The sequence below is a fragment of the Saccharopolyspora sp. NPDC002376 genome (assembly GCF_053593195.1).
This window is the reverse complement of record NZ_JBSFBZ010000010.1, coordinates 58,581-76,974: the sequence shown is the minus strand read 5'-3', so window position 1 is coordinate 76,974 and position 18,394 is coordinate 58,581. Positions and strand designations below refer to the sequence as shown.

The window sequence follows — 18,394 nt, the reverse complement described above, 5'->3', positions numbered from 1 at the left end:
TTCCTGGAACTTGAGGCCCCACCGCGACAACGGCAACGACGTGCACCGTCGATCGCCCGAAGCGAAACTCAATTGAGTTGACAACTCCTGCCTCGGTCACCGCGATTAGCCGAACCCACCTAAGTTGATCTTCACCCCGTGAGGGGCGGAGTTCAATTCACGGCGGGAGATGCGCTCCGGAAAACGATGTCCCGGATGCGGCACCGGCACGCTGGGCGCGGTGACTGATTGACCTTGAGGGTAGACGCCCCGCAGTTCGGGTGCAACAACCCCCTTGGGCGTGTGGCCCGCCCTTACAGATCTCGCCATCGGCGGCCACCCAGCGAATCCGCTGCTCGCCACCTGCGACACCTCCTTTGTACCACCTCGGGCGGAGGCGGCTGCTGCGGGGCGGCGAACTGGGCTTTCGCACCCGGTTCACCACCCCGGAGTCAGGACTGCTCGACGATCCGCACGCCGGTGTCGTCGACCGGAAGGCGCAGCGACTGGAAGCCGTTCAGCGCAATGTCGGCGGGAAGCTCCCCACCGACGGGTAAGGCGAGTACGGTCGGCCCCGCACCGGAAACCGCGGCCGCCACGCCGGCGTCGCGCAGGCGGCGGACCAGCGCGATGGTTTCCGGCCACGCCGCTTCGCGGTAGTCCTGGTGCAACCGGTCGTCGGTGGCGTCCAACAGCAGTTCGGGCGCGCTGGTCATCGCGTGCACCGCCAATGCCGCACGACCGGCCGCGAACGCAGCATCGGCGTGCGGAACCCGTTCCGGCAGCAGGCCTCGGGTGGCGTCGGTGGAGGACTCCTCCTGGGGGACTAGGACGATCGGCGACACGTCCGCGTGCGGTCGCATCCGGACCGCGCGGAAGCGGCCGTTTTCCTGCCAGGCGACCACGAATCCGCCCAGCAGGCTCGCCGCCGCGTTGTCCCCGTGCCCCTCGCGTGCCGCGGCCAAATGCAGCGCACGATCAGCGTTCTCGTTGTCCTGCAAGTCGATTCCGGCGAGACCGAAGCCCGCGGCGACCCCGGCGACGATGGCCGCCGCCGAGGATCCCAGGCCGCGCGAGTGCGGAATGCTGTTCTCGCAGTGCAACCGCAGCGCCGGGGCGGGAAAACCCAGTTCCGCCAACGTGTCGTGGATGACTCGCACCACCAGGTGACGCTCGTCGGTGGGAACCGAACCGGCGCCCTGCCCCTCGACGTGGACGCTGGCCGAACCGGCGGGGCCGTCGACGACCTGGGCGGAAACGTTGTCGTACAAGGACAACGCCATGCCCAGGGCGTCGAATCCGGAGCCGAGGTTCGCGGTCGAAGCCGGAACCTTCACCCGGACGGCCGAAACCGGCAACGCGGTCATGTGAGTTCCAGCGCGGTGGCGACCGCGCCCGGGTCCACCGGCAGCGGCTCGACCTCGACCATGCCGGACAGCGCGGTGTCCGGGTCCTTCAGGCCGTGCCCGGTGACCGTGCAGACCACGACCGAACCGGCGGGCAGGCGCCCGTCGGCGGCGGCCAGCAGCCCGGCGACGCTGGACGCCGACGCCGGTTCGACGAACACGCCCTCGCGGGAGGCCAGCAGCCGGTAAGCCGTCAGGATCTCCTCGTCGGTCACCGCGTCGAACAGACCGCCGGAGGCGTCCCTGGCGTTGACCGCACCGTTCCAGGAGGCGGGGCTGCCGATGCGGATCGCGGTGGCGATGGTCTCCGGGTTGCCGACCGGCTGGCCGTGCACCAGCGGCGCGGCACCGGCGGCCTGGAAGCCGAACATCCGCGGGGTCGACTCGACGACGCCGTCGCCCGCGTACTCGGTGTAGCCCTTCCAGTAGGCGGTGATGTTGCCGGCGTTGCCGACCGGCAGGCAGTGCACGTCCGGAGCGCGGCCTAGCACGTCGCAGATCTCGAACGCCGCGGTCTTCTGCCCCTCGATGCGCACCGGGTTGACCGAGTTGACCAGGCTCACCGGGTGTTCGGCGGCGGTCTTGCGAGCCAGCTCCAGGCAGTCGTCGAAGTTGCCCTGGACCTGGAGGATCTTCGCGCCGTGCACCACCGCCTGGGCGAGCTTGCCCAGCGCGATCTTGCCCTGCGGCACCAGCACCGCCGAGGTCAGCCCGGCGCGCGCCGCGTAGGCGGCGGCCGAGGCGGAGGTGTTGCCGGTGGAGGCGCAGATGACGGCCTTGCTGCCCTCGGCCAGCGCGTGCGTGATGGCCACGGTCATGCCGCGGTCCTTGAACGAGCCAGTCGGGTTGGCGCCCTCGACCTTGAGGTAGACGGTGCTGCCGGTCAGCTCGGAGAGGTGGTGGGCTGGCACCAGCGGGGTGTTGCCCTCCTGCAGGGTCACGATGCGAGCCCCGTCCGGAACCGGAACCCGGTCCCGGTAGGCCTCGATCAGGCCGGGCCAGCCGGCCCGCACCGGAGTGCCCTGGATGTTCGTCACGACGGTTCACCTTCCACGCGCATCACGCTGACCACCTCGCGCACCACCGGTAGTTGCGCGATCTTGTCCACTGTGGACCTAAGTGCCGCGTCGGCAGCGGTGTGGGTGACCACCACGAGGCTGGCCTCCGCTCCCCTGCCCTGCTGACGCACCACCGAAATGCTCACATCGTGCTCGTTGAACATGGCCGCGACCTGCGAGAGCACGCCCGGCTTGTCGGCCACGTCGAGGCTGATGTGGTAGCGGGTCGGGGTCTGCCCCATGTCGCGCACCGGCAGCTGCGCGTGCGCCGACTCCCGGGGCCCCTTGCCCGCCACGACCAGGTTGCGGGCGACCGCGACGAGGTCGCCCAGCACGGCGCTGGCGGTGGGCGCGCCGCCGGCGCCCTGGCCGTAGAACATCAGCTGCCCGGCCGCCTCGGCCTCCACGAACACCGCGTTGAAGGCGTCGCCGACACCGGCCAGCGGGTGGCTGCGCGGGATCATCGCCGGGTGCACGCGGGCCGACACCGACTCGCTGCCGTCCTCGTCGACGACCCGCTCGCAGATCGCCAGCAGCTTCACCGTGCGGTCCAGGGTGCGCGCCGCGGCGAGGTCGCCGGGCGTGACCGCCGAGATGCCCTCGCGGTGCACGTCGCTGGCGGTGACCCGGGTGTGGAACGCCAGCGAGGCCAGGATCGCGGCCTTCGCGGCGGCGTCGAACCCGTCCACGTCGGCGGTCGGGTCCGCCTCGGCGTAACCCAGGCGACCGGCCTCGTCCAGCGTCTCGGCGTAGCCGGCGCCGGTGGAGTCCATCGCGGACAGGATGAAGTTCGTCGTGCCGTTGACGATGCCCATGACCCGGTTGATCCGGTCACCGGCCAACGACTCGCGCAGCGGTCGCAGCAGCGGGATGGCCCCGGCGACCGCCGCCTCGAAGTAGATGTCGGCGCCGGAGGCGTCCGCGGCCGCGTACAGCTCCGAGCCGTGCTCGGCCAGCAGCGCCTTGTTCGCGGTCACCACCGATTTGCCGGACCGCAGCGCGGTCAGCAGCAGGGAGCGGGCCGGCTCGATGCCGCCGATCAGCTCCACCACGACGTCGACGTCGCCCTCCACCAGCGCCTGGGCGTCGGTGGTGAGCAGGTGTTCGGGCACTTCGGGGTGCTTGTGCGGGCGGCGCACCGCGACCCCGGTGACCAGCACCGGAGCCCCCGTTCGAGCGGCGAACTCGTCGGGTTGGTCGCTCAGCAGGCGCAGCACCTCGGTACCGACCGTGCCGCACCCCAACAGCGCGACCCGGATCGGTTCACGGTCCTGGTTCACTCACACCTCCAGCCGGAGCAGGTCGTCCTCGGTCTCCCTGCGCAGCAGCAACCGCGCCTGACCATCGCGCACCGCCACCACGGGCGGCTTGGGCAGGCGGTTGTAGTTGCTGGCCATCACGTAGCAGTAGGCGCCGGTGGCGGCCACTGCGAGCAGGTCTCCTGGAGCAATGTCCTCCGGGAGCCAGCAGTCGCGCACCACTACGTCACCGGATTCACAGTGCTTGCCCACGATGCGGGACAGCACGGCCGGTGCTTCGGCGCTGCGCGACACCAGTCGGCAGTCGTAGACCGCGTCGTAGAGCGAGGTCCGGATGTTGTCGCTCATGCCGCCGTCGACACTCACGTACCTGCGCTGCACCTCGGCGCCGAGCGCGACGTCCTTGATGGTGCCGACCTCGTAGACGGTGACCATGCCGGGGCCGACGATGGCGCGGCCGGGCTCGACGGCGATCTTGGGCACGGGGATGCCGGCGTTGTCGGCCTCCTTGCCCACGATCTCGCGCAGCCGGGTGGCCAGCTGGTCCGGTGGCAGCGGGTCGTCGTCGCCGGTGTAAGCGATGCCCAGCCCGCCACCGAGGTCCACAGTGGACGCGCTGGCCATCGCCTCATCGCCGTGCTCGGCGCGCAGCTCGGCCAGCAGCCGCACCACCCGGTGCGCGGCCAGCTCGAAGCCGTCCACGTCGAAGATCTGCGAACCGATGTGGCTGTGCAGCCCGGCCAGCACCAGCGAACCGGACTTCAGCACCCGGTGCACGGCCTCGGCGGCCTGGCCACCGGCCAACGAGAAGCCGAACTTCTGGTCCTCGTGCGCGGTCGCGATGAACTCGTGGGTGTGGGCCTCCACGCCGACGGTGACGCGCACCAGCACGTGCTGCTGGACGTCGCGCTCGGCGGCGATGTGCGCCAGCCGGGCGATCTCGTGGTACGAGTCCAGCACCACCGATCCGACGCCAGCCTCCACCGCGGTGGTCAGCTCGGCGACGGACTTGTTGTTGCCGTGGAAGGTGATCCGCTCGGCCGGGAACCCGGCGCGCAGCGCCACGGCGAGCTCGCCGCCGCTGCACACGTCCAGGCTCAGGCCCTCCTCGGCGACCCAGCGCGCGACCTCGGTGCACAGGAACGCCTTCGAGGCGTAGTGCACCGCGGTCGGGTCGCCGAAGGCCTCGGCGTAGTCGCGGCAGCGGGACCGGAAGTCGTCCTCGTCCAGCACGAACAGCGGGGTGCCGAAGCGCTCCGCCAGTTCTCGGACGTCGATGCCGGCGATCCGGAGGGCACCGTCGGCGCCGCGCTCGCTGTTGCGCGGCCACACCTGCGGGTGCAGTTGATCGACGTCTTCCGCGGTGGCCGGAACCGGTCCCGCGGTGTTGCCGGGCAGCACGACATCGGCGTGCCGGGGCCCGGCGGGATGGGCGCGCATCTAGAGCTCCTTCGCGCAGCCTGCCGCTGGACAGGCAATTCGTCACGGCACAACTGGTGCCGCGTTGTCACATCTGCTCGGGTGCGCTGACGCCCAGCAGCCCCAAGCCGTTGGCGATGACCTGGCGGGTCGCCTCGCACAGCTGCAGTCGGGCGATGGTCAGCGCGCTGGCCTGGTCGTCACCGGGCTGCAGCACGCGGCAAGCGTCGTAGAACTTGTGGTACGCGCTGGCCACGTCCTCCAAGTAGCGGGCCACCCGGTGCGGTTCGCGCAGCTGGGCGGCCGAGTTCACCACGCGCGGGAACTCACCGAGGGTGCGGATCAGGTCGCCCTCGCGTTCGTGGGTGAGCAGCGACAGGTCGGCGTTGTCCACGGTGCCGCGCTCGATTCCCAGCGAGACCGCGTTGCGCTGCAACGACGAGAGGCGGGCGTGCGCGTACTGCACGTAGAACACCGGGTTCTCATTGGTGCGCTTGCTGATCAGGTCCAGGTCGATGTCGACCGCGGAGTCCGCCGAGGACCGGATCAGCGAGTAGCGGGCGGCGTCCACGCCGACTGCCTCCACCAGGTCCTCCAGGGTGACGACGGTGCCCGCGCGCTTGCTCATCCGCACTGGTTTGCCGTCGCGCACCAGGTTCACCATCTGCCCGATCAGCACCTCGACCACCGACGGGTCGTCGCCCAGCGCCGCGGCAGCGGCCTTGAGCCGGGCGATGTAGCCGTGGTGGTCGGCGCCCAGCATGTAGATGCACAGTTCGAAGCCGCGGTTGCGCTTGTCCAGCAGGTAGGCGACGTCACCGGCGATGTAGGCGGGCGCACCGTCGCTCTTGATGACCACCCGGTCCTTGTCGTCGCCGAACTCGGTGGAGCGCAGCCACCAGGCGCCGTCAGCGAAGTACACGTGACCGGACTTTTTCAGCGTCTCCAGCGACTCGGCCACCGCACCAGAGGTGTGCAGCGAGTCCTCGTGGAAGTACACGTCGAAGTCGGTGCCGAACTCGTGCAGGCTCTGCTTGATCTCGTCGAACATCAGCCCGACGCCGATCCGGCGGAACGTCTCGTGCTGCTCCTCGGCGGGCTGCCCCATCACCGCGGGCTCAGCCTTGATCACCTCACCGGCGATGTCGCCGATGTAGTCGCCGCCGTAGCCGTCCTCCGGGGCGGGCTCGCCCTTGGCCGCGGCGATCAGCGACCGCACGAACCGGTCGATCTGCGCACCGGCGTCGTTGAAGTAGTACTCGCGGGTCACCACGGCGCCCTGCGCGCTCAGCACGCGGCCGAGCGCGTCGCCGACCGCGGCCCAACGGGTGCCGCCCAGGTGGATCGGGCCGGTCGGGTTGGCCGAGACGAACTCCAGGTTCACCTTCAGGCCGTCGTAGCGGTCGTCGTTGCCGTACTCGGCGGCGCGGGTGATGACCTCGCGCACGATCTGGCCCTGCGCGTCCGCGGCCAGCCGCAGGTTCAGGAAGCCGGGACCGGCGACGTCGACCGCGTCGATGCCGTCCTTGCCGGTCAGCGCCTCGGCCAGCCAGGTCGCCAGTTCGCGCGGGTTCACGCCGGCCTTCTTGGCCACCTGCATCGCGAGGTTGGTCGCGTAGTCGCCGTGCTCCGGGTTGCGGGGGCGCTCGACGGTCACCACCTCGGGCAGGATGGAGGTGTCCAGCTGCTTGGCGGAAAGCACCTCGACGGCGGTGTTGCGGACCAGCTCTGCGAGCGCGGCGGGAGTCACCTTATGGAGTCTAAGGAAGAGTCGGCGCTGCTCAGCCAACGGGTTGGCCAGTTCCCAGCAGGCAAGACCACGGTGCGTGATCGACCCGTCACAGACGTGTGAGAACGTGTGTGGCGAGCATTGGTCGAGAGGGCTCTCGTGACGTCGGCAATCTCTACACTGGCGGGCCGGATCCCCCGGTGGTACTTGGTGAGACGAGGTTTTCGAACAGCATGGCGAACAAGAAGAGCAAAGCGGTGCGCAACACCGTGGTGCACCAGCGGCAAATCCCCTGGATGCTGATCTCGGGCGTGACCGCCGTGGCGGTGTTCGCAGCCGTGGTCTTCGGTTTCACGTTCATGAGGTACTCCGAAACCTCGGACATCCGGGAAGCCCAGGCCGAAGCCGAGAAGGCCGCCGAGCCGTTCAAGCCGTCGCCGGAGAACCCCGACCCGTCCAAGAAGATCCCCGGGGTCAAGACCGTCGAATACCAGGGCCAGATCCACACCACCCCGACGCAGCGGGTGGCCTACGACCAGTCCCCGCCGTTCGGCGGCCCGCACGACGGCATCTGGGCCGACTGCACCGGCGTGATCTACCCGGAGGCGGTGCGCACCGAGAACATGGTCCACTCGCTCGAGCACGGCGCGGTGTGGATCGCCTACAACCCGGACAAGGTCGACGAGGCCGGCGTGGACCGGCTCAAGGCCCGCGCCGACGGCAAGCCCTACACGATGATGTCGCCGTACCCGGGTCTGGACACCCCGATCTCGCTGCAGTCCTGGGGCCACCAGCTCAAGGTCGACAACGCCGACGACCCGCGCATCGACCAGTTCATCACCGCGCTGCGGCTGAACAACAACGGCGTCTACCCGGAGATCGGCGGCTCCTGCCAGGCCTACCCGGGCGCGTTCGACACCAACAACCCGCCGAAGTTCGACCCGACCCAGCCCGGCCCGGACGCGGTCACCATGGACGGCCGCGGCGCGAACCAGGCAGTCGGCGATATGGGCCAGGGGCAGTAAGCCGTGTCGACCGGACGTCCACTGGCCGCACGGATCTTCGTTGCCGTCGCAGCAGCCCTGGCGCTGCTGCTGCTCGGGGCGGCGCTCGGACTGCTGATCCGGGTGCCGTCCCTCGACCGCGCTGAACCCGGGCCGACCCCGGTCGACATCGGGTTCGCGCAGGACATGAGCGTGCACCACCAGCAAGCGGTGACCATGGCCACGCTGGCCCGCGAGCGCGCCGACGACGTCGCGGTGCGGCAGCTGGCCTTCGACATCGAGACCAACCAGCGCGACCAGATCGGCCGCATGCAGGGCTGGCTGAGCCTGTGGCACCAGTCCTCGCAGGCCGTCGGCCCGCTGATGGAGTGGATGAAGTCCGAAGGCCACGACCACAGCGGGGCGGGGACGCCCACCGGCGGCGGGCTGATGCCGGGCATGGCCAGCAGTGCGGAGATGGCGCACCTGCAGGACCTGCGCGGCCCGGACTTCGACGTCTACTTCCTGCAGCTGATGCTGCGCCACCACGAGGGCGGCGCCCCGATGGCCGACTACGGCGCACGCCACGCGGCCGTCCCAGCGGTGCGCGAGCTGGCGAAGAACATGCTCGGCTCGCAGGGCAGCGAAAGCCAGCTCATGCGCACCATGCTGTCGCAGCGCGGCGCTCGGCCGATTTAACGCACGCGACTCGCCAGGTCAGAGCTTGGCAGCGCTCACCAGGTCAGTTCCCGACAGCGCTTTGCGCACTCGGCGGGCTCGACCTGGAGAGTCGCGTGGTCGATGCGGTAGCGCTCGGACAGCAGGCGCTGCGCCGCGATCAGCACCCCACCGTGGTCAGCGTCGGAACCGGTGGTCAGGTGCGCCGAGGCGACCTCCATGCCGGAGGTGAGGGTCCACACGTGCAGGTCGTGGACCTCGGTGACCGACGGCAGCGCGGCCAGGTCCGCGCGCAGCTCGCTCACGTCGACGCCTTCCGGGGCCTGCTGGACGAGGATCCGCAGCGCCTGGCGGGCGAGCTTCCAGGTCCGCGGCAGCACGAACACGCCGACTGCGACGGCGACGATCGGGTCCGCCAGGTACCAGCCGAACAGCCAGGTGAGCAGACCGCCGATCAGCACCCCGCCCGAACCGATGGTGTCGGCGAGGACTTCCAGGTAGGCGCCGCGCACGTTCAGGCTCTCGTTGGCGCCCTGGCGCAGCAGCGCGAACACCACGAGGTTGGCGCCCAGCCCGGCCGCTGCGGTCAGCATCATCGGCAGCCCGGCGACCTCCGGCGGATCCTGGAACCGGGAGATCGACTCGTAGAGGATGTAGGCGGCGACGCCGAACAGCAGGACGGCGTTGGCGAGCGCGGCCAGGACTTCCATGCGGTAGAGCCCGAAGGTCCGCTTATCCCCCACCGGCCGACGCGCCGCGGTGATCGCGGCGAGCGCCATGCCCACGCCGAGCACGTCGGTGAGCATGTGCCCGGCGTCGGAGAGCAGCGCCAGCGAGGACGTCATGAATCCGACGACGGCTTCGAGCACGAGGAACGCGAGCAGGATCGCGAACGACATGCCGAGCCGCCGCACGTAGCGCCCGGAGGCGCTGACCGCGTCGGCTGCGGAACCGTGCCCGTGGCCCTGACCCATCGACCCTCCTACTTCCACCCAACCTCAATACATAGTGAAGTATGCATGAGTTCACGGGTCAAGGCGATAGGGGCCAGCATCTGAGACGTCGCGGCCAGCGCCGCCCGACGCACCCCCCGGCGAAACCAGCGCAGCGAGTGCGATAGGCTAACGATCGTCCGCAGCGACAAGCCCTCGTAGCTCAGCGGATAGAGCACTGCCCTCCGGAGGCAGGTGTCGCAGGTTCGAGTCCTGCCGAGGGCGCCCAGTTCATAGCGTTGTTGCCCGACCCCAAGGTCACCCTTGGGGCACATCTGGGGCACGCACCGCAAGGTCCATCCGGTCTGCAATGTCGTTCAGCCGGTCCGGGAACAGATGCCCGTAAAGGTCCAAGGTCATCGTTGCCGTCTTGTGCCCCAACATCTGCTGAACGATCTTCACGTCTGCTCCTGATGCGATCGCCAGGGATGCAGCAGTGTGACGGAGCTCGTGCGGGTGGAAGCCGCGTGGACCGGCGTCCCGCACGGCAGGATCAAAAACGCCCCGGCGGAAGTTCCGCACCCTCAGCACCCCGCCGCGCGGAGAAGTGAACACGAGGGCATCAGCCGTCCTACCGCTGACCCTTTGCCTCAGCTCCTCCGCCAAGAACCGAGGCAGAGGGACCGCACGTCGCTCATGCGTCTTAGGGGAACCCCAGACCAGTTGACCGTTCACCTCTGTGACGGACTCCGCCACCAGGACACGCCGACGATCCAGGTCCACGCGCCCAGCCTTCAGCGCCGCGAGTTCGCCCCACCGCAGGCCGGTATAGGCCAGAAACCGGACTACGACGCCATATTCTCCGCATCGATCAGCCAGCTTGGCGACTTCCGAGTGATCAAGGTAGCGATGATCGGGCAAGGCTGGACGCGGAAGCCGGATGCCCTCCGCAGGATTGCGCGCGATCCGTCCATCATGGACAGCCCATGCAAGTACCTGGGAGAAGACGCGATGCACCTTGACGACAGACGCGGCTGACCAGCTCTTTGTAAGCCCCGAAGCCCAGATCTGCACGTCAGCGTGCTTAACCGCAGACAACTGGACGTTGCCCCACCTTGGAAGGATGTGAGTGTTGATCGCGATCTCGTACCTGACGAACGTTGATCGCGCGAGATGCCCCTGAGCGTCCAGCCAACGATTTGCCCAGTCCCCTACGGAGATCTTGCCTGCATCGGGGGCGATATAGGTACCAGAGAGAAGCCCGTGACCGACGGTCGTGGCGTACTGTTCGGCGTCAGCCTTACGGCGAAAGCTCTTCTTGCGCTGACGCCCATCAGGATCACGCCAGCGGACCAGCCACCGAGCACCAGTGCCGTAACGGTCGGTGCGCTCGGGCTTTCCGTCCGGGCCGGTACGGTGCCAACGGTCATCGATGTCAGCCACTACTGACGCTCCATTCCTGCCTGTACTTGTGTTTTCGTGCTTCTCGCTGCCGTTCTGCGATCGCGGCGGCGAGTTCGCGTTCTTCGGGGGTGTGGTGGCCGACGCTGGTCATGGCCCAGTCGTTGACGACGGTGATTGAGTCTTCGTCGGTGATGCCGAGTTCGGCGAGGGTGTTTTCGTGCTGGTAGCGGCGTCGGTCGTCGCGGATCTGCCGGAACGGCACCGAGTAGCGCTGACTCTTGGTGAGGAAGTGCCCCCGGAAGGCGAGCATGTGCGCCCAGTGCCGCAGCTTGAGAGCGTCGAGCGGGTCGAGCTTGTCGCCGAGCGTGGGGTGCAGGAACTGCCGGCGGGTCGTCCGGGTGACCTCGCCGCCGTTGGCGCAGGTGGTGCAGAACTGCGCGTGGGTGCGCTGCTGGCAACCGCAGTCCTCGGCCTGGTGGGGGCCGTTGGGGTGGCATTCCGGGCACGGCACCGGGGCGGCGAGGTCCCAGGCGGTTTGGATGATCCGGCGGTGGTGAGCGGTGACCTTGAGTCGGTCGATGTCGGCTTGCGAACGGATGCGGCGGTCGGTGGCTTCGCTGGTGCTGGTGCCCTTGGTAGCGTATTTGGCCACATAGGACGCCAAGCGGTCGTCGGTGATCGTGCCGTGCTCGTCTTCGACCTGGTCGGCATCTACTGGGCGGATCGGTCGGATGTCGATCTGCTCGCCGAAGGCGAGTTCCCAGGTGCGCCCGTCGGTCTCGGGGGAGGTGATCACGGTGTTGGCGTGCGCGGTGCGGATCGCCTCGGTGAGAGCGTCCGTGGTGCCCCATGCTGGGGTGGGGTCGTCGGGTCCGGCGGGTCCGTCGAGTCGGATCACGGCGTGGAAGTGGATGACGCCTCGGCGCTGGTACTCGGCGACCTTGGCGAACGCCAGCTCCGCGTGGTCGGCGAAGTCGCGTTGGCGCAGTCCTGCGGCCTCGGCGAGGTGGCGCTTGAGGTAGGTGGTGAAGCGGTGCCACAGCGCCCCGGCGTGGGCCTGCCACAGCACGTGACCGGTGTAGTCGTAGGCCTCCGGGTCGATCGGCTGCCCGAGGCGGGGGTCGTCGGGGTGGTGGAACTCGCCGCACCGGCAGGGGATCGCCTTCCCGCGGGGGGCGCGGCGGTTGTGCACCGGGCCGAAGCTCGGGGCGGTGAGGGTGACGAACAACCGGGGCTTGTCCGCGACGCTGGCGGGGATTCCCTTGGTGCCTCCGGCGAGCCCAGCGCGCAGGAGGTGGTAGGCGTCGGCGGCGTAGCGGTCAGAACAGGCCACGCAGACCGATTCGCGGCGGTTGCCGCACGGGACCATGACCTGGCCGTGCCGGGAGTCCAGGACGTTGCCGGTGGCGTTGTCCTGGACCGCCCACGAGCCGGACAGCCGGATGGGCTGTGTGCAGCCACCGAGGCGCTGCATGTCGGCGCGCCAGCGCTTGAAGTCGACCGCGCGTGCTCGGTGGCTCAATCCGTCCTTGGGGCGCAGGTCCGACAGTGCCGCCCTGCTCATGCAGCCGCCGCCATGCGCGTGCAGAAGCACCACGCCGGGGTGCCGGGCTCACCGGTGATCGAGCCGTCCCAGTCGATCTGAACGCAGGTGCCGTCGCAGTCCTCGCAGACGTTCCGGCGCGAGTTTCCCCGGCGGATCTGGCGCTGCACGCTCGCGATGCGGGACGGGATCTTGTGCGAGCCCGCGCCGGTGAACTCCAGGACGTCGCCCATCTTCACCAGCTCGTCCCACTCGCCAGCACACAGGTCGAACTTGTCCTCAACGATGTCCTGCACGAACTCCGGCAGGTCCCGGAACATCGACTGGCACAGCGACCGGTTCATCTGCGGGTTCAGGTCGGTGAACCGGAACGAGGTGATCTCCTCGATCTCGCCCTGCGACAACTCGGGCTGGATCTTCGGGGCATTCAGCACAGCAGTCACGACAACCTCCGACGGGTCCCAACTGGCTTAAGCCAGTACTGGCTTAAGCCAGTAGAGCACCTAAGTGGTGGGGTGTCAAGAAGTGGCTTGAGCCAGTAAAGTGGGGGGCGAGTCGCCTGCTGTTGGGCGCGGAATTGAGGAGACGTTGACCAGGGAAAATGACCATGAAAGCGGCCAACTGCCCAGCCGCCGAGTGGCGCACGAGCTTCGGCACGCGATCACTTCCGGCGCGTATGCCGCAGGCGACAAGCTGCCATCCGAACGGGCCTTGGCCGAAGAGCACGGCGTCGCGCGCAACACAGCGCGGGAGGCTGTTCGATTGCTGATCGAGGAGGGGCTAGCGACCGCGCAACACGGTCGAGGCGTGTTCGTCCGGGGTAAACGTCGGCTGCTCCGCTTCGGGAGTGAGCGGTACTCGCACCGACTGCGCAACGAGACCGGCCTGTCGCCATACCGCGCTGAAGTTGCAAAGCAGGGACGCACGGCGCGGGTCGACTGCACCTCAATCACCCGAGGCGCACCGCCGGCCGAAGTGGCCGAGCGCCTGGGGCTGGACACCGAAGCGGACACGGTGGTTCGCCGGGAAAACTGGTACTTCGCCGACGATGAGCCGGTCCAGATGGGCGTTACCTACATCCCGTGGGGTGTTGCAGACGGTTCGGTCCTTGCTGACTCCGCAAAGCTGGGCAAAGGGAGCCTGTACGCCAGGTTTGAAGAACAGGGCCACTCGATCAGCCGAGTTAGGGAAGAGATCAGCTCACGCATGCCAAGCCCAGACGAATTGCGCGGGCTGGCGATCCCTGACGGGGTGCCTGTAATCGAGGTGCTGCACACCGGAATCGACAACCGCGGAACCGCTTTCGAGGTGACCCGATTCGTCATGCGTGCCGACATCACTGGACTGGACTACAACATGCCCGTGGAGGATTGATGCGCCCAGAAGTCGTCATCAGGAAGCGCGCCGCAGCCGACATCACCCCTGCCGGACAGGTACTCGTCCGCGTTCATGAGAACGACGGCTACCCGGTCGAAGGCGCGGACGACCCTGGGGCATGGCTGTCGCCAGCCGGGCTCATTCAAGCGTGGGTGGGGGAGGTCAACAGCGGTGTAGTCGGCCACGTGGCTCTCACGCGCCCTGGAAGCGGCGACGACGCGGCCGAGCAGTGGGCCGCGCTGTCAGGCGAGACGGATTCCGAGATCGCCGTACTCGGACGTCTCTTTGTCCATCCCGATGCGCGGGGCCTTGCGGTCGGAGAACGCCTTGTCCGTGCCGTCATGGACCACGCGACCACCCACAGCTTGAGCCTGACGCTGGACGTCATGGAGAAGGACCGCGCGGCGATCCGGCTCTACGAACGACTCGGATGGGGCCGCATCGGCCAAGCCCGGCACTCGTTCGGCGACGGCGAATCAGTCCCGGCTCTATGCTTCGCGGCACCGCGACCCGAAGGCCTTGGCCCAGCACTCCACGCCGCCCGGGGTTGAACTGCACTCGACATGCCCCGGTGTTCAGAGTTTCTTTTCTTCATCAAGGGCGGCCCCTGCGGGGCCGCCAGCCTGCTGTATGCCAGCCCGGCCGAATCGACCACCGGACCGGGCGTGCGGCCTGGCGGCCGGTCCCGGCCGGCGGTCGACGGCCGGGCGCAGGCGGAAGGCAGGCGGCCCCGCGCCACCAGCGGGCCACGTTCACACGCAAAGAGATGTCCTCGCCGGACGGGCAGGCCAACAGGGTGAGGGGAAGTGCTCGAACGCTGCGGTTCGGTCGTGGCTGCTCCGTCCTCACCCCATCGACCTCCCACAGGGCTATCAGGCCGCGTCAAGGGGGCAAGCTTCCGCCGACGCGTACCGTTGGCCTCGGATGTTGCCCCCTTGACACAGCCTGATCGGTCTTCGACAGGTCGACGGGGTGAGGACAGAGGCCCTCCCTTGTAGGCGGAGAGAAGAGCGGCCGGGGCACATTCGGGGCACAGGACAACCAGTACTGACCAAAAACAACGGCAACTGACCGGTACTACGCGACACGCAGGCCCGCAGCTCACCGGCAATGACGCAGTTCTACGGCGCGCCTGAAACGCCCTCCGGAGGCAGGTGTCGCAGGTTCGAGTCCTGCCGAGGGCGCACCCAAGATCCGCCCCTGGTTCGGCAATCGCCGCCAGGGGCGGATCTGTTTGTACGTCACCGTCTGCCAGCGACAGGCATGATCTGTCGCCGTTCACATGCAGGTCGGCAGGGCGGGCGTCAGCCCTTCCATCCAGTCGCATGTCGGCCCTGTGTCTAGCCAGGCAGTGCCAGAGAAGCCGTACTGACCCTGCGTACCGCCATGGTGATGCCCACGAGTATTCCCTCCCAACCGTCAAATCGAGCCACTCCTGTTTCAGTGCTTCGCAATCATGCTGGGTCCCTGCGACCGGTGTTGCAAAATCAATAACGACGTTGATGCGTCCAGTTCACACCAAAAAGAGATCAGCTCGCCGAACGACCGTCGGAGCGCCGGGCAGGTGCGCCCTTGCGAGGACTTAGGGCAACGCCGGACACCAATTAGGTATCACTAGACATGCACATCTAGAGGCTTAAGTCCCAGCAGTACACTTGGACTGACTTTCAAGTCGCAAAAGATCAATTTCAGTTCTGAGAATCCTGCTGACCTGAGGACTTTCGACACATCCTTTTTGGACAAGTGACCACTATATTAAAGGCGTCGTACGCACCAAAGTTAGGACAGCAGCAAGGAGGCATGGCGCTTCAAGTGGAGTACTGATGCCTGCCGATTTCAGCATGTGGAAGTTGGATAGGACAGGTGTGCCCCTCGGACTAGTTCTGGCGCCGCCGCCGCAGACAGCAGGGTAGAAGCACGGCGGCGACAAGAAGGTCGTTACCGCACTAGTTGTTCTCCCGAGCGGGGGGTGAGGGAAATGGCGTTGCGTTCGTACGGAGTATTAAGCGGTCAGGTCGTGGAGAGCCATAGAGAGGGGTTTCCGGACGAGTCCCCGCACTACCAGATCCACGTTCTTGATGACACCGGCACGCATTATCAGGTGCCGGTGAACGTAAAATCAGCGGAAGCGCCATCGGATCTGTTGTATCTCGTGTCCGACGACTTCGTGCATCCGATCCTGGGAACGTTGCCCGCTCGCTTTTCCGGGTGGACTGCGTTGCCTCCCGGACCCGGACACGCGAACCTCGACTATATTCGTGGCAATTTATTCGAGCCGTCGGAGATGCGTACTCTTCCTCCTGATGCCAGGGGTCCGGACAACGACCTGGAGGATCTTCTTGACCATTACATCCGCCGTGCGCAGGCAGATTCTTCCGCTTGCGTGTACGCGTTCGGCGATCGCTTCGGACCGAAAAAGAAAAACGCGGACAAGGTGTCCGGTTCCGCTCCGAGCAACGGGGTCCATGACGTGCACATGAACCAGGGCAACAGCGCCGATTTCCGCCGCGACGACGGTGTGTGGCAAGACGGCGGCCTCCTGCTGCACTTCGCCACCGAACAGCGCTGGGTAGCGATTTTCCTTGCTTTTCAGAGCCAGGCTTGGCACACAGACGACCGCACTGGTCACGCGCTCGTCGGCGCAGCGCCTCGTCCGAAACGGGGCCGGGAGCAGGTGCGGATCGCCGCCGTGCTAGCAAATCCGGTTGGAGCGGCCTCAGAAACCGAGACAGTGACTTTAATCAACGCTTCTCCCGAATCGGTCGACCTCACAGGCTGGCAACTAGTGGACGGTGGAAAACACAAGAACAGGTCCACTCTCCCGGAAGGCCAGATCACGCCAGGAGCAACAGTCCAAGTCCCCGCTGCCGACCTCCAGCTCAGCAGCGGAGACGGCGTAATCAGCCTGATCAACGCGCACGGCGAAAAAGTCCACGGGGTCTCCTACAGCGCAGAGCAAGGCAGCCGTGAGGGCTGGACCCTTGTCTTCTGAGCCCTATAAGCGGAGTCGCCTCCACGGTGGAGAGTCAGGCCGCGCGAACCGGCTTCCTGGGAGCACCCACGACGAACCTGGCGTGAACCAGTGCGGTACACCTCGATCGAAGTGATCAAACACTGCGGCCCCTGGCACACCCTGGAACAGGTCGAGTTCGCCACCGCGGAATGGGTCGACTGGTACAACCACCGACGCCTCTCCCAGTACTGCGGCGGACCTAGTTCCCTGGTGTCATGAACAACGACTTGTCGCGCAAGTTGGAGAGGTTTCCGCAGATAGGGGTGAGTGTGCCGACCGTGTTGTCTACAGGATGAGAGGAGCGTTGGCGATGAGTATCAAGCTCGGAGCTTTCAACGTTGAGAATCTCTTTGACCGAGCCAAGGCGCTCGACACCACGACATGGGAGCAGGGCCAGCCCGTGCTCGCGGCGTTCGACCACTTCAACACCCTCGCCGCGCGCACCACCTACAGCGAGACGGACAAGGACGAAATGGTGCGCGCACTGCTCACCTTGGGAATCCTGCGCCGAGACAGCGGACACGTCACGCTGAATCGCGCCGACAGCTGGGCAGTCTTGCGCGAAAACCGCGGCGACTTCCTCAAGCAGCCCCGCAATGGCGATGCCAAGATCGTCGCCTCCGGCCGTGCTGACTGGATCGGCTGGGTCGAGCTGGCTACCGAAAGCGTCGACGAGACCGCCACGCAAATGACCGCCAAAGTCATCAAAGACGTAGCAGCCGACATACTCTGTGTCGTCGAAGCCGAAAGTCGACCTTCGCTCGTCCGCTTCAACCACGGCTTACTGGACGAATGCTACGGCCATGCCATGCTCGTGGACGGCAACGACCCCAGAGGCATCGACGTCGGACTGTTCACCACCTCGCCGATCGAGATCCACTCCGTGCGCAGCCACGTCGATCTCCCTGACCCCAAATCCCACACGGACGCCCCGTTGTTTAGCCGCGATTGCCCCATCTACCACCTCCGGCTGCCCGGAGGGAACGACCTGTTCCTCCTACTCAACCATCTGAAGAGTCAGTCGTTCACCAGCGGCGATCCCGACCCGCTACGCAGCCGCCAAAGCGCGCAGGTTCGCAAGATATACGACGGACTCGTCGCGGATGGTGCCGAGTTCGTCGCCGTCCTCGGCGACTTCAACAAGGGCCCCACCAACGACTCACCACCGCAACACCCAACTCTTGAACCCCTGCTCGGCCCTGACACTCCCCTCACGGACACTGCCGCACTATCAGACTTCAGCCCCGGCCCCAGACCCGGGACCTTTCAGTCCTGCACCCTCCGAAACAAGCTGGACTACATCCTCGTCTCCCCTGAGCTCGCCACCCGGGTCACCGGTGGCGGAATCTTCCGCAAAGGTCTGTGGGGCGATCCCCACAACATTCATCCACCACAAGCGTGGGAAATCTACGACAGCATCACCAACCCCGTGCACGCCGCATCCGACCACGCCGCAGTGTGGATCGACATCGACCTCTAAGCTCGCATTCAAAGGTTCAGCCGCAACGTCCACGACCGATGACCGAGCCGAAAACTCATCCGTGCAGGTCAAGCAGCATGTTGGTATTCGTTGATGTTCCCGCCAGGCGGTCGTTCGAGATCCGCCCCTGGTTC

15 protein-coding genes, 1 tRNA gene and 1 pseudogene are annotated in these 18,394 nt (G+C 67.1%); 8 read left to right on the top strand and 9 right to left on the bottom strand.

The window, feature by feature from the left end:
* Positions 1-431 precede the first annotated feature (431 nt).
* The 5 genes from thrB to argS form a co-directional block, all read right to left on the bottom strand.
* Positions 432-1,346 carry a homoserine kinase gene (thrB, locus tag ACWCO2_RS10000; RefSeq protein WP_450127360.1) on the bottom strand — a complete coding sequence of 305 codons (915 nt, stop codon included), beginning with the start codon at positions 1,344-1,346 and terminating at the stop codon, positions 432-434.
* Positions 1,343-2,422: a threonine synthase gene (thrC, locus tag ACWCO2_RS09995; RefSeq protein ID WP_450127359.1), complete on the bottom strand. Its 1,080-nt coding sequence runs from the start codon at positions 2,420-2,422 to the stop codon at positions 1,343-1,345. Before thrC ends, thrB begins: the two co-directional genes overlap by 4 nt.
* A complete protein-coding gene (locus ACWCO2_RS09990; RefSeq protein WP_450127358.1) occupies positions 2,419-3,723 on the bottom strand; it encodes a homoserine dehydrogenase in 1,305 nt (434 codons plus the stop codon). The genes thrC and ACWCO2_RS09990 overlap by 4 nt, the downstream gene beginning before the upstream one ends.
* A complete protein-coding gene (gene lysA / locus ACWCO2_RS09985) occupies positions 3,724-5,142 on the bottom strand; it encodes a diaminopimelate decarboxylase (RefSeq protein ID WP_450127357.1) in 1,419 nt (472 codons plus the stop codon).
* A gap of 67 nt (positions 5,143-5,209) precedes the next feature.
* A complete protein-coding gene (gene argS, locus ACWCO2_RS09980; RefSeq protein ID WP_450127356.1) occupies positions 5,210-6,871 on the bottom strand; it encodes an arginine--tRNA ligase in 1,662 nt (553 codons plus the stop codon).
* A gap of 212 nt (positions 6,872-7,083) precedes the next feature.
* Here argS and ACWCO2_RS09975 point away from each other — a divergent pair, with 212 nt between their 5' ends.
* Complete coding sequence (locus ACWCO2_RS09975) at positions 7,084-7,875, top strand: DUF3105 domain-containing protein (RefSeq protein ID WP_450127355.1); 792 nt, start codon at positions 7,084-7,086, stop codon at positions 7,873-7,875.
* A 3-nt stretch (positions 7,876-7,878) separates the two neighbouring features.
* The gene (locus ACWCO2_RS09970) at positions 7,879-8,532 is read left to right on the top strand and encodes a DUF305 domain-containing protein (RefSeq protein ID WP_450127354.1); all 654 of its coding nucleotides are present in this window, start codon (positions 7,879-7,881) and stop codon (positions 8,530-8,532) included.
* A 35-nt stretch (positions 8,533-8,567) separates the two neighbouring features.
* Here ACWCO2_RS09970 and ACWCO2_RS09965 read toward each other — a convergent pair whose 3' ends face one another.
* Positions 8,568-9,485 carry a cation diffusion facilitator family transporter gene (locus ACWCO2_RS09965; protein WP_450127353.1) on the bottom strand — a complete coding sequence of 306 codons (918 nt, stop codon included), beginning with the start codon at positions 9,483-9,485 and terminating at the stop codon, positions 8,568-8,570.
* Between the two features lie 170 nt (positions 9,486-9,655).
* Here ACWCO2_RS09965 and ACWCO2_RS09960 point away from each other — a divergent pair.
* Positions 9,656-9,728 (top strand) — tRNA-Arg (locus tag ACWCO2_RS09960).
* Positions 9,729-9,761: 33 nt separating this feature from the next.
* Here the strand turns inward: ACWCO2_RS09960 and ACWCO2_RS09955 are convergent.
* Genes ACWCO2_RS09955 through ACWCO2_RS09945 form a run of 3 tightly spaced genes read right to left on the bottom strand, consistent with a single transcriptional unit; the run spans position 9,762 to position 12,833 of the window.
* Positions 9,762-10,886, bottom strand: coding sequence for a tyrosine-type recombinase/integrase (locus tag ACWCO2_RS09955; RefSeq protein ID WP_450127352.1), 1,125 nt, complete (start codon positions 10,884-10,886; stop codon positions 9,762-9,764).
* Positions 10,879-12,411, bottom strand: coding sequence for a replication initiator (locus tag ACWCO2_RS09950; RefSeq protein WP_450127351.1), 1,533 nt, complete (start codon positions 12,409-12,411; stop codon positions 10,879-10,881). Before ACWCO2_RS09950 ends, ACWCO2_RS09955 begins: the two co-directional genes overlap by 8 nt.
* Entirely contained in the window at positions 12,408-12,833 is a 426-nt protein-coding gene (locus tag ACWCO2_RS09945; protein WP_450127350.1) for a hypothetical protein, read from the bottom strand. Before ACWCO2_RS09945 ends, ACWCO2_RS09950 begins: the two co-directional genes overlap by 4 nt.
* A gap of 145 nt (positions 12,834-12,978) precedes the next feature.
* Here ACWCO2_RS09945 and ACWCO2_RS09940 point away from each other — a divergent pair, with 145 nt between their 5' ends.
* The 5 genes and pseudogenes from ACWCO2_RS09940 to ACWCO2_RS09920 all read left to right on the top strand — a co-directional run bounded on the left by ACWCO2_RS09940 (position 12,979) and on the right by ACWCO2_RS09920 (position 18,260).
* Positions 12,979-13,764, top strand: a complete 786-nt coding sequence (locus ACWCO2_RS09940) for a GntR family transcriptional regulator (RefSeq protein WP_450127349.1) — start codon at positions 12,979-12,981, stop codon at positions 13,762-13,764.
* Complete coding sequence (locus ACWCO2_RS09935) at positions 13,764-14,318, top strand: GNAT family N-acetyltransferase (protein WP_450127348.1); 555 nt, start codon at positions 13,764-13,766, stop codon at positions 14,316-14,318. Before ACWCO2_RS09940 ends, ACWCO2_RS09935 begins: the two co-directional genes overlap by 1 nt.
* Before the next feature lie 1,427 nt (positions 14,319-15,745).
* Positions 15,746-16,759 (top strand): DUF2278 family protein, encoded by a 1,014-nt coding sequence (locus ACWCO2_RS09930; protein ID WP_450127347.1) that lies wholly within the window; start codon positions 15,746-15,748, stop codon positions 16,757-16,759.
* Between the two features lie 108 nt (positions 16,760-16,867).
* Positions 16,868-16,975: pseudogene (locus ACWCO2_RS09925) on the top strand (IS3 family transposase); the annotation flags it as partial.
* Positions 16,976-17,090: 115 nt separating this feature from the next.
* A complete protein-coding gene (locus ACWCO2_RS09920; protein WP_450127346.1) occupies positions 17,091-18,260 on the top strand; it encodes an endonuclease/exonuclease/phosphatase family protein in 1,170 nt (389 codons plus the stop codon).
* Positions 18,261-18,394 lie beyond the last annotated feature (134 nt).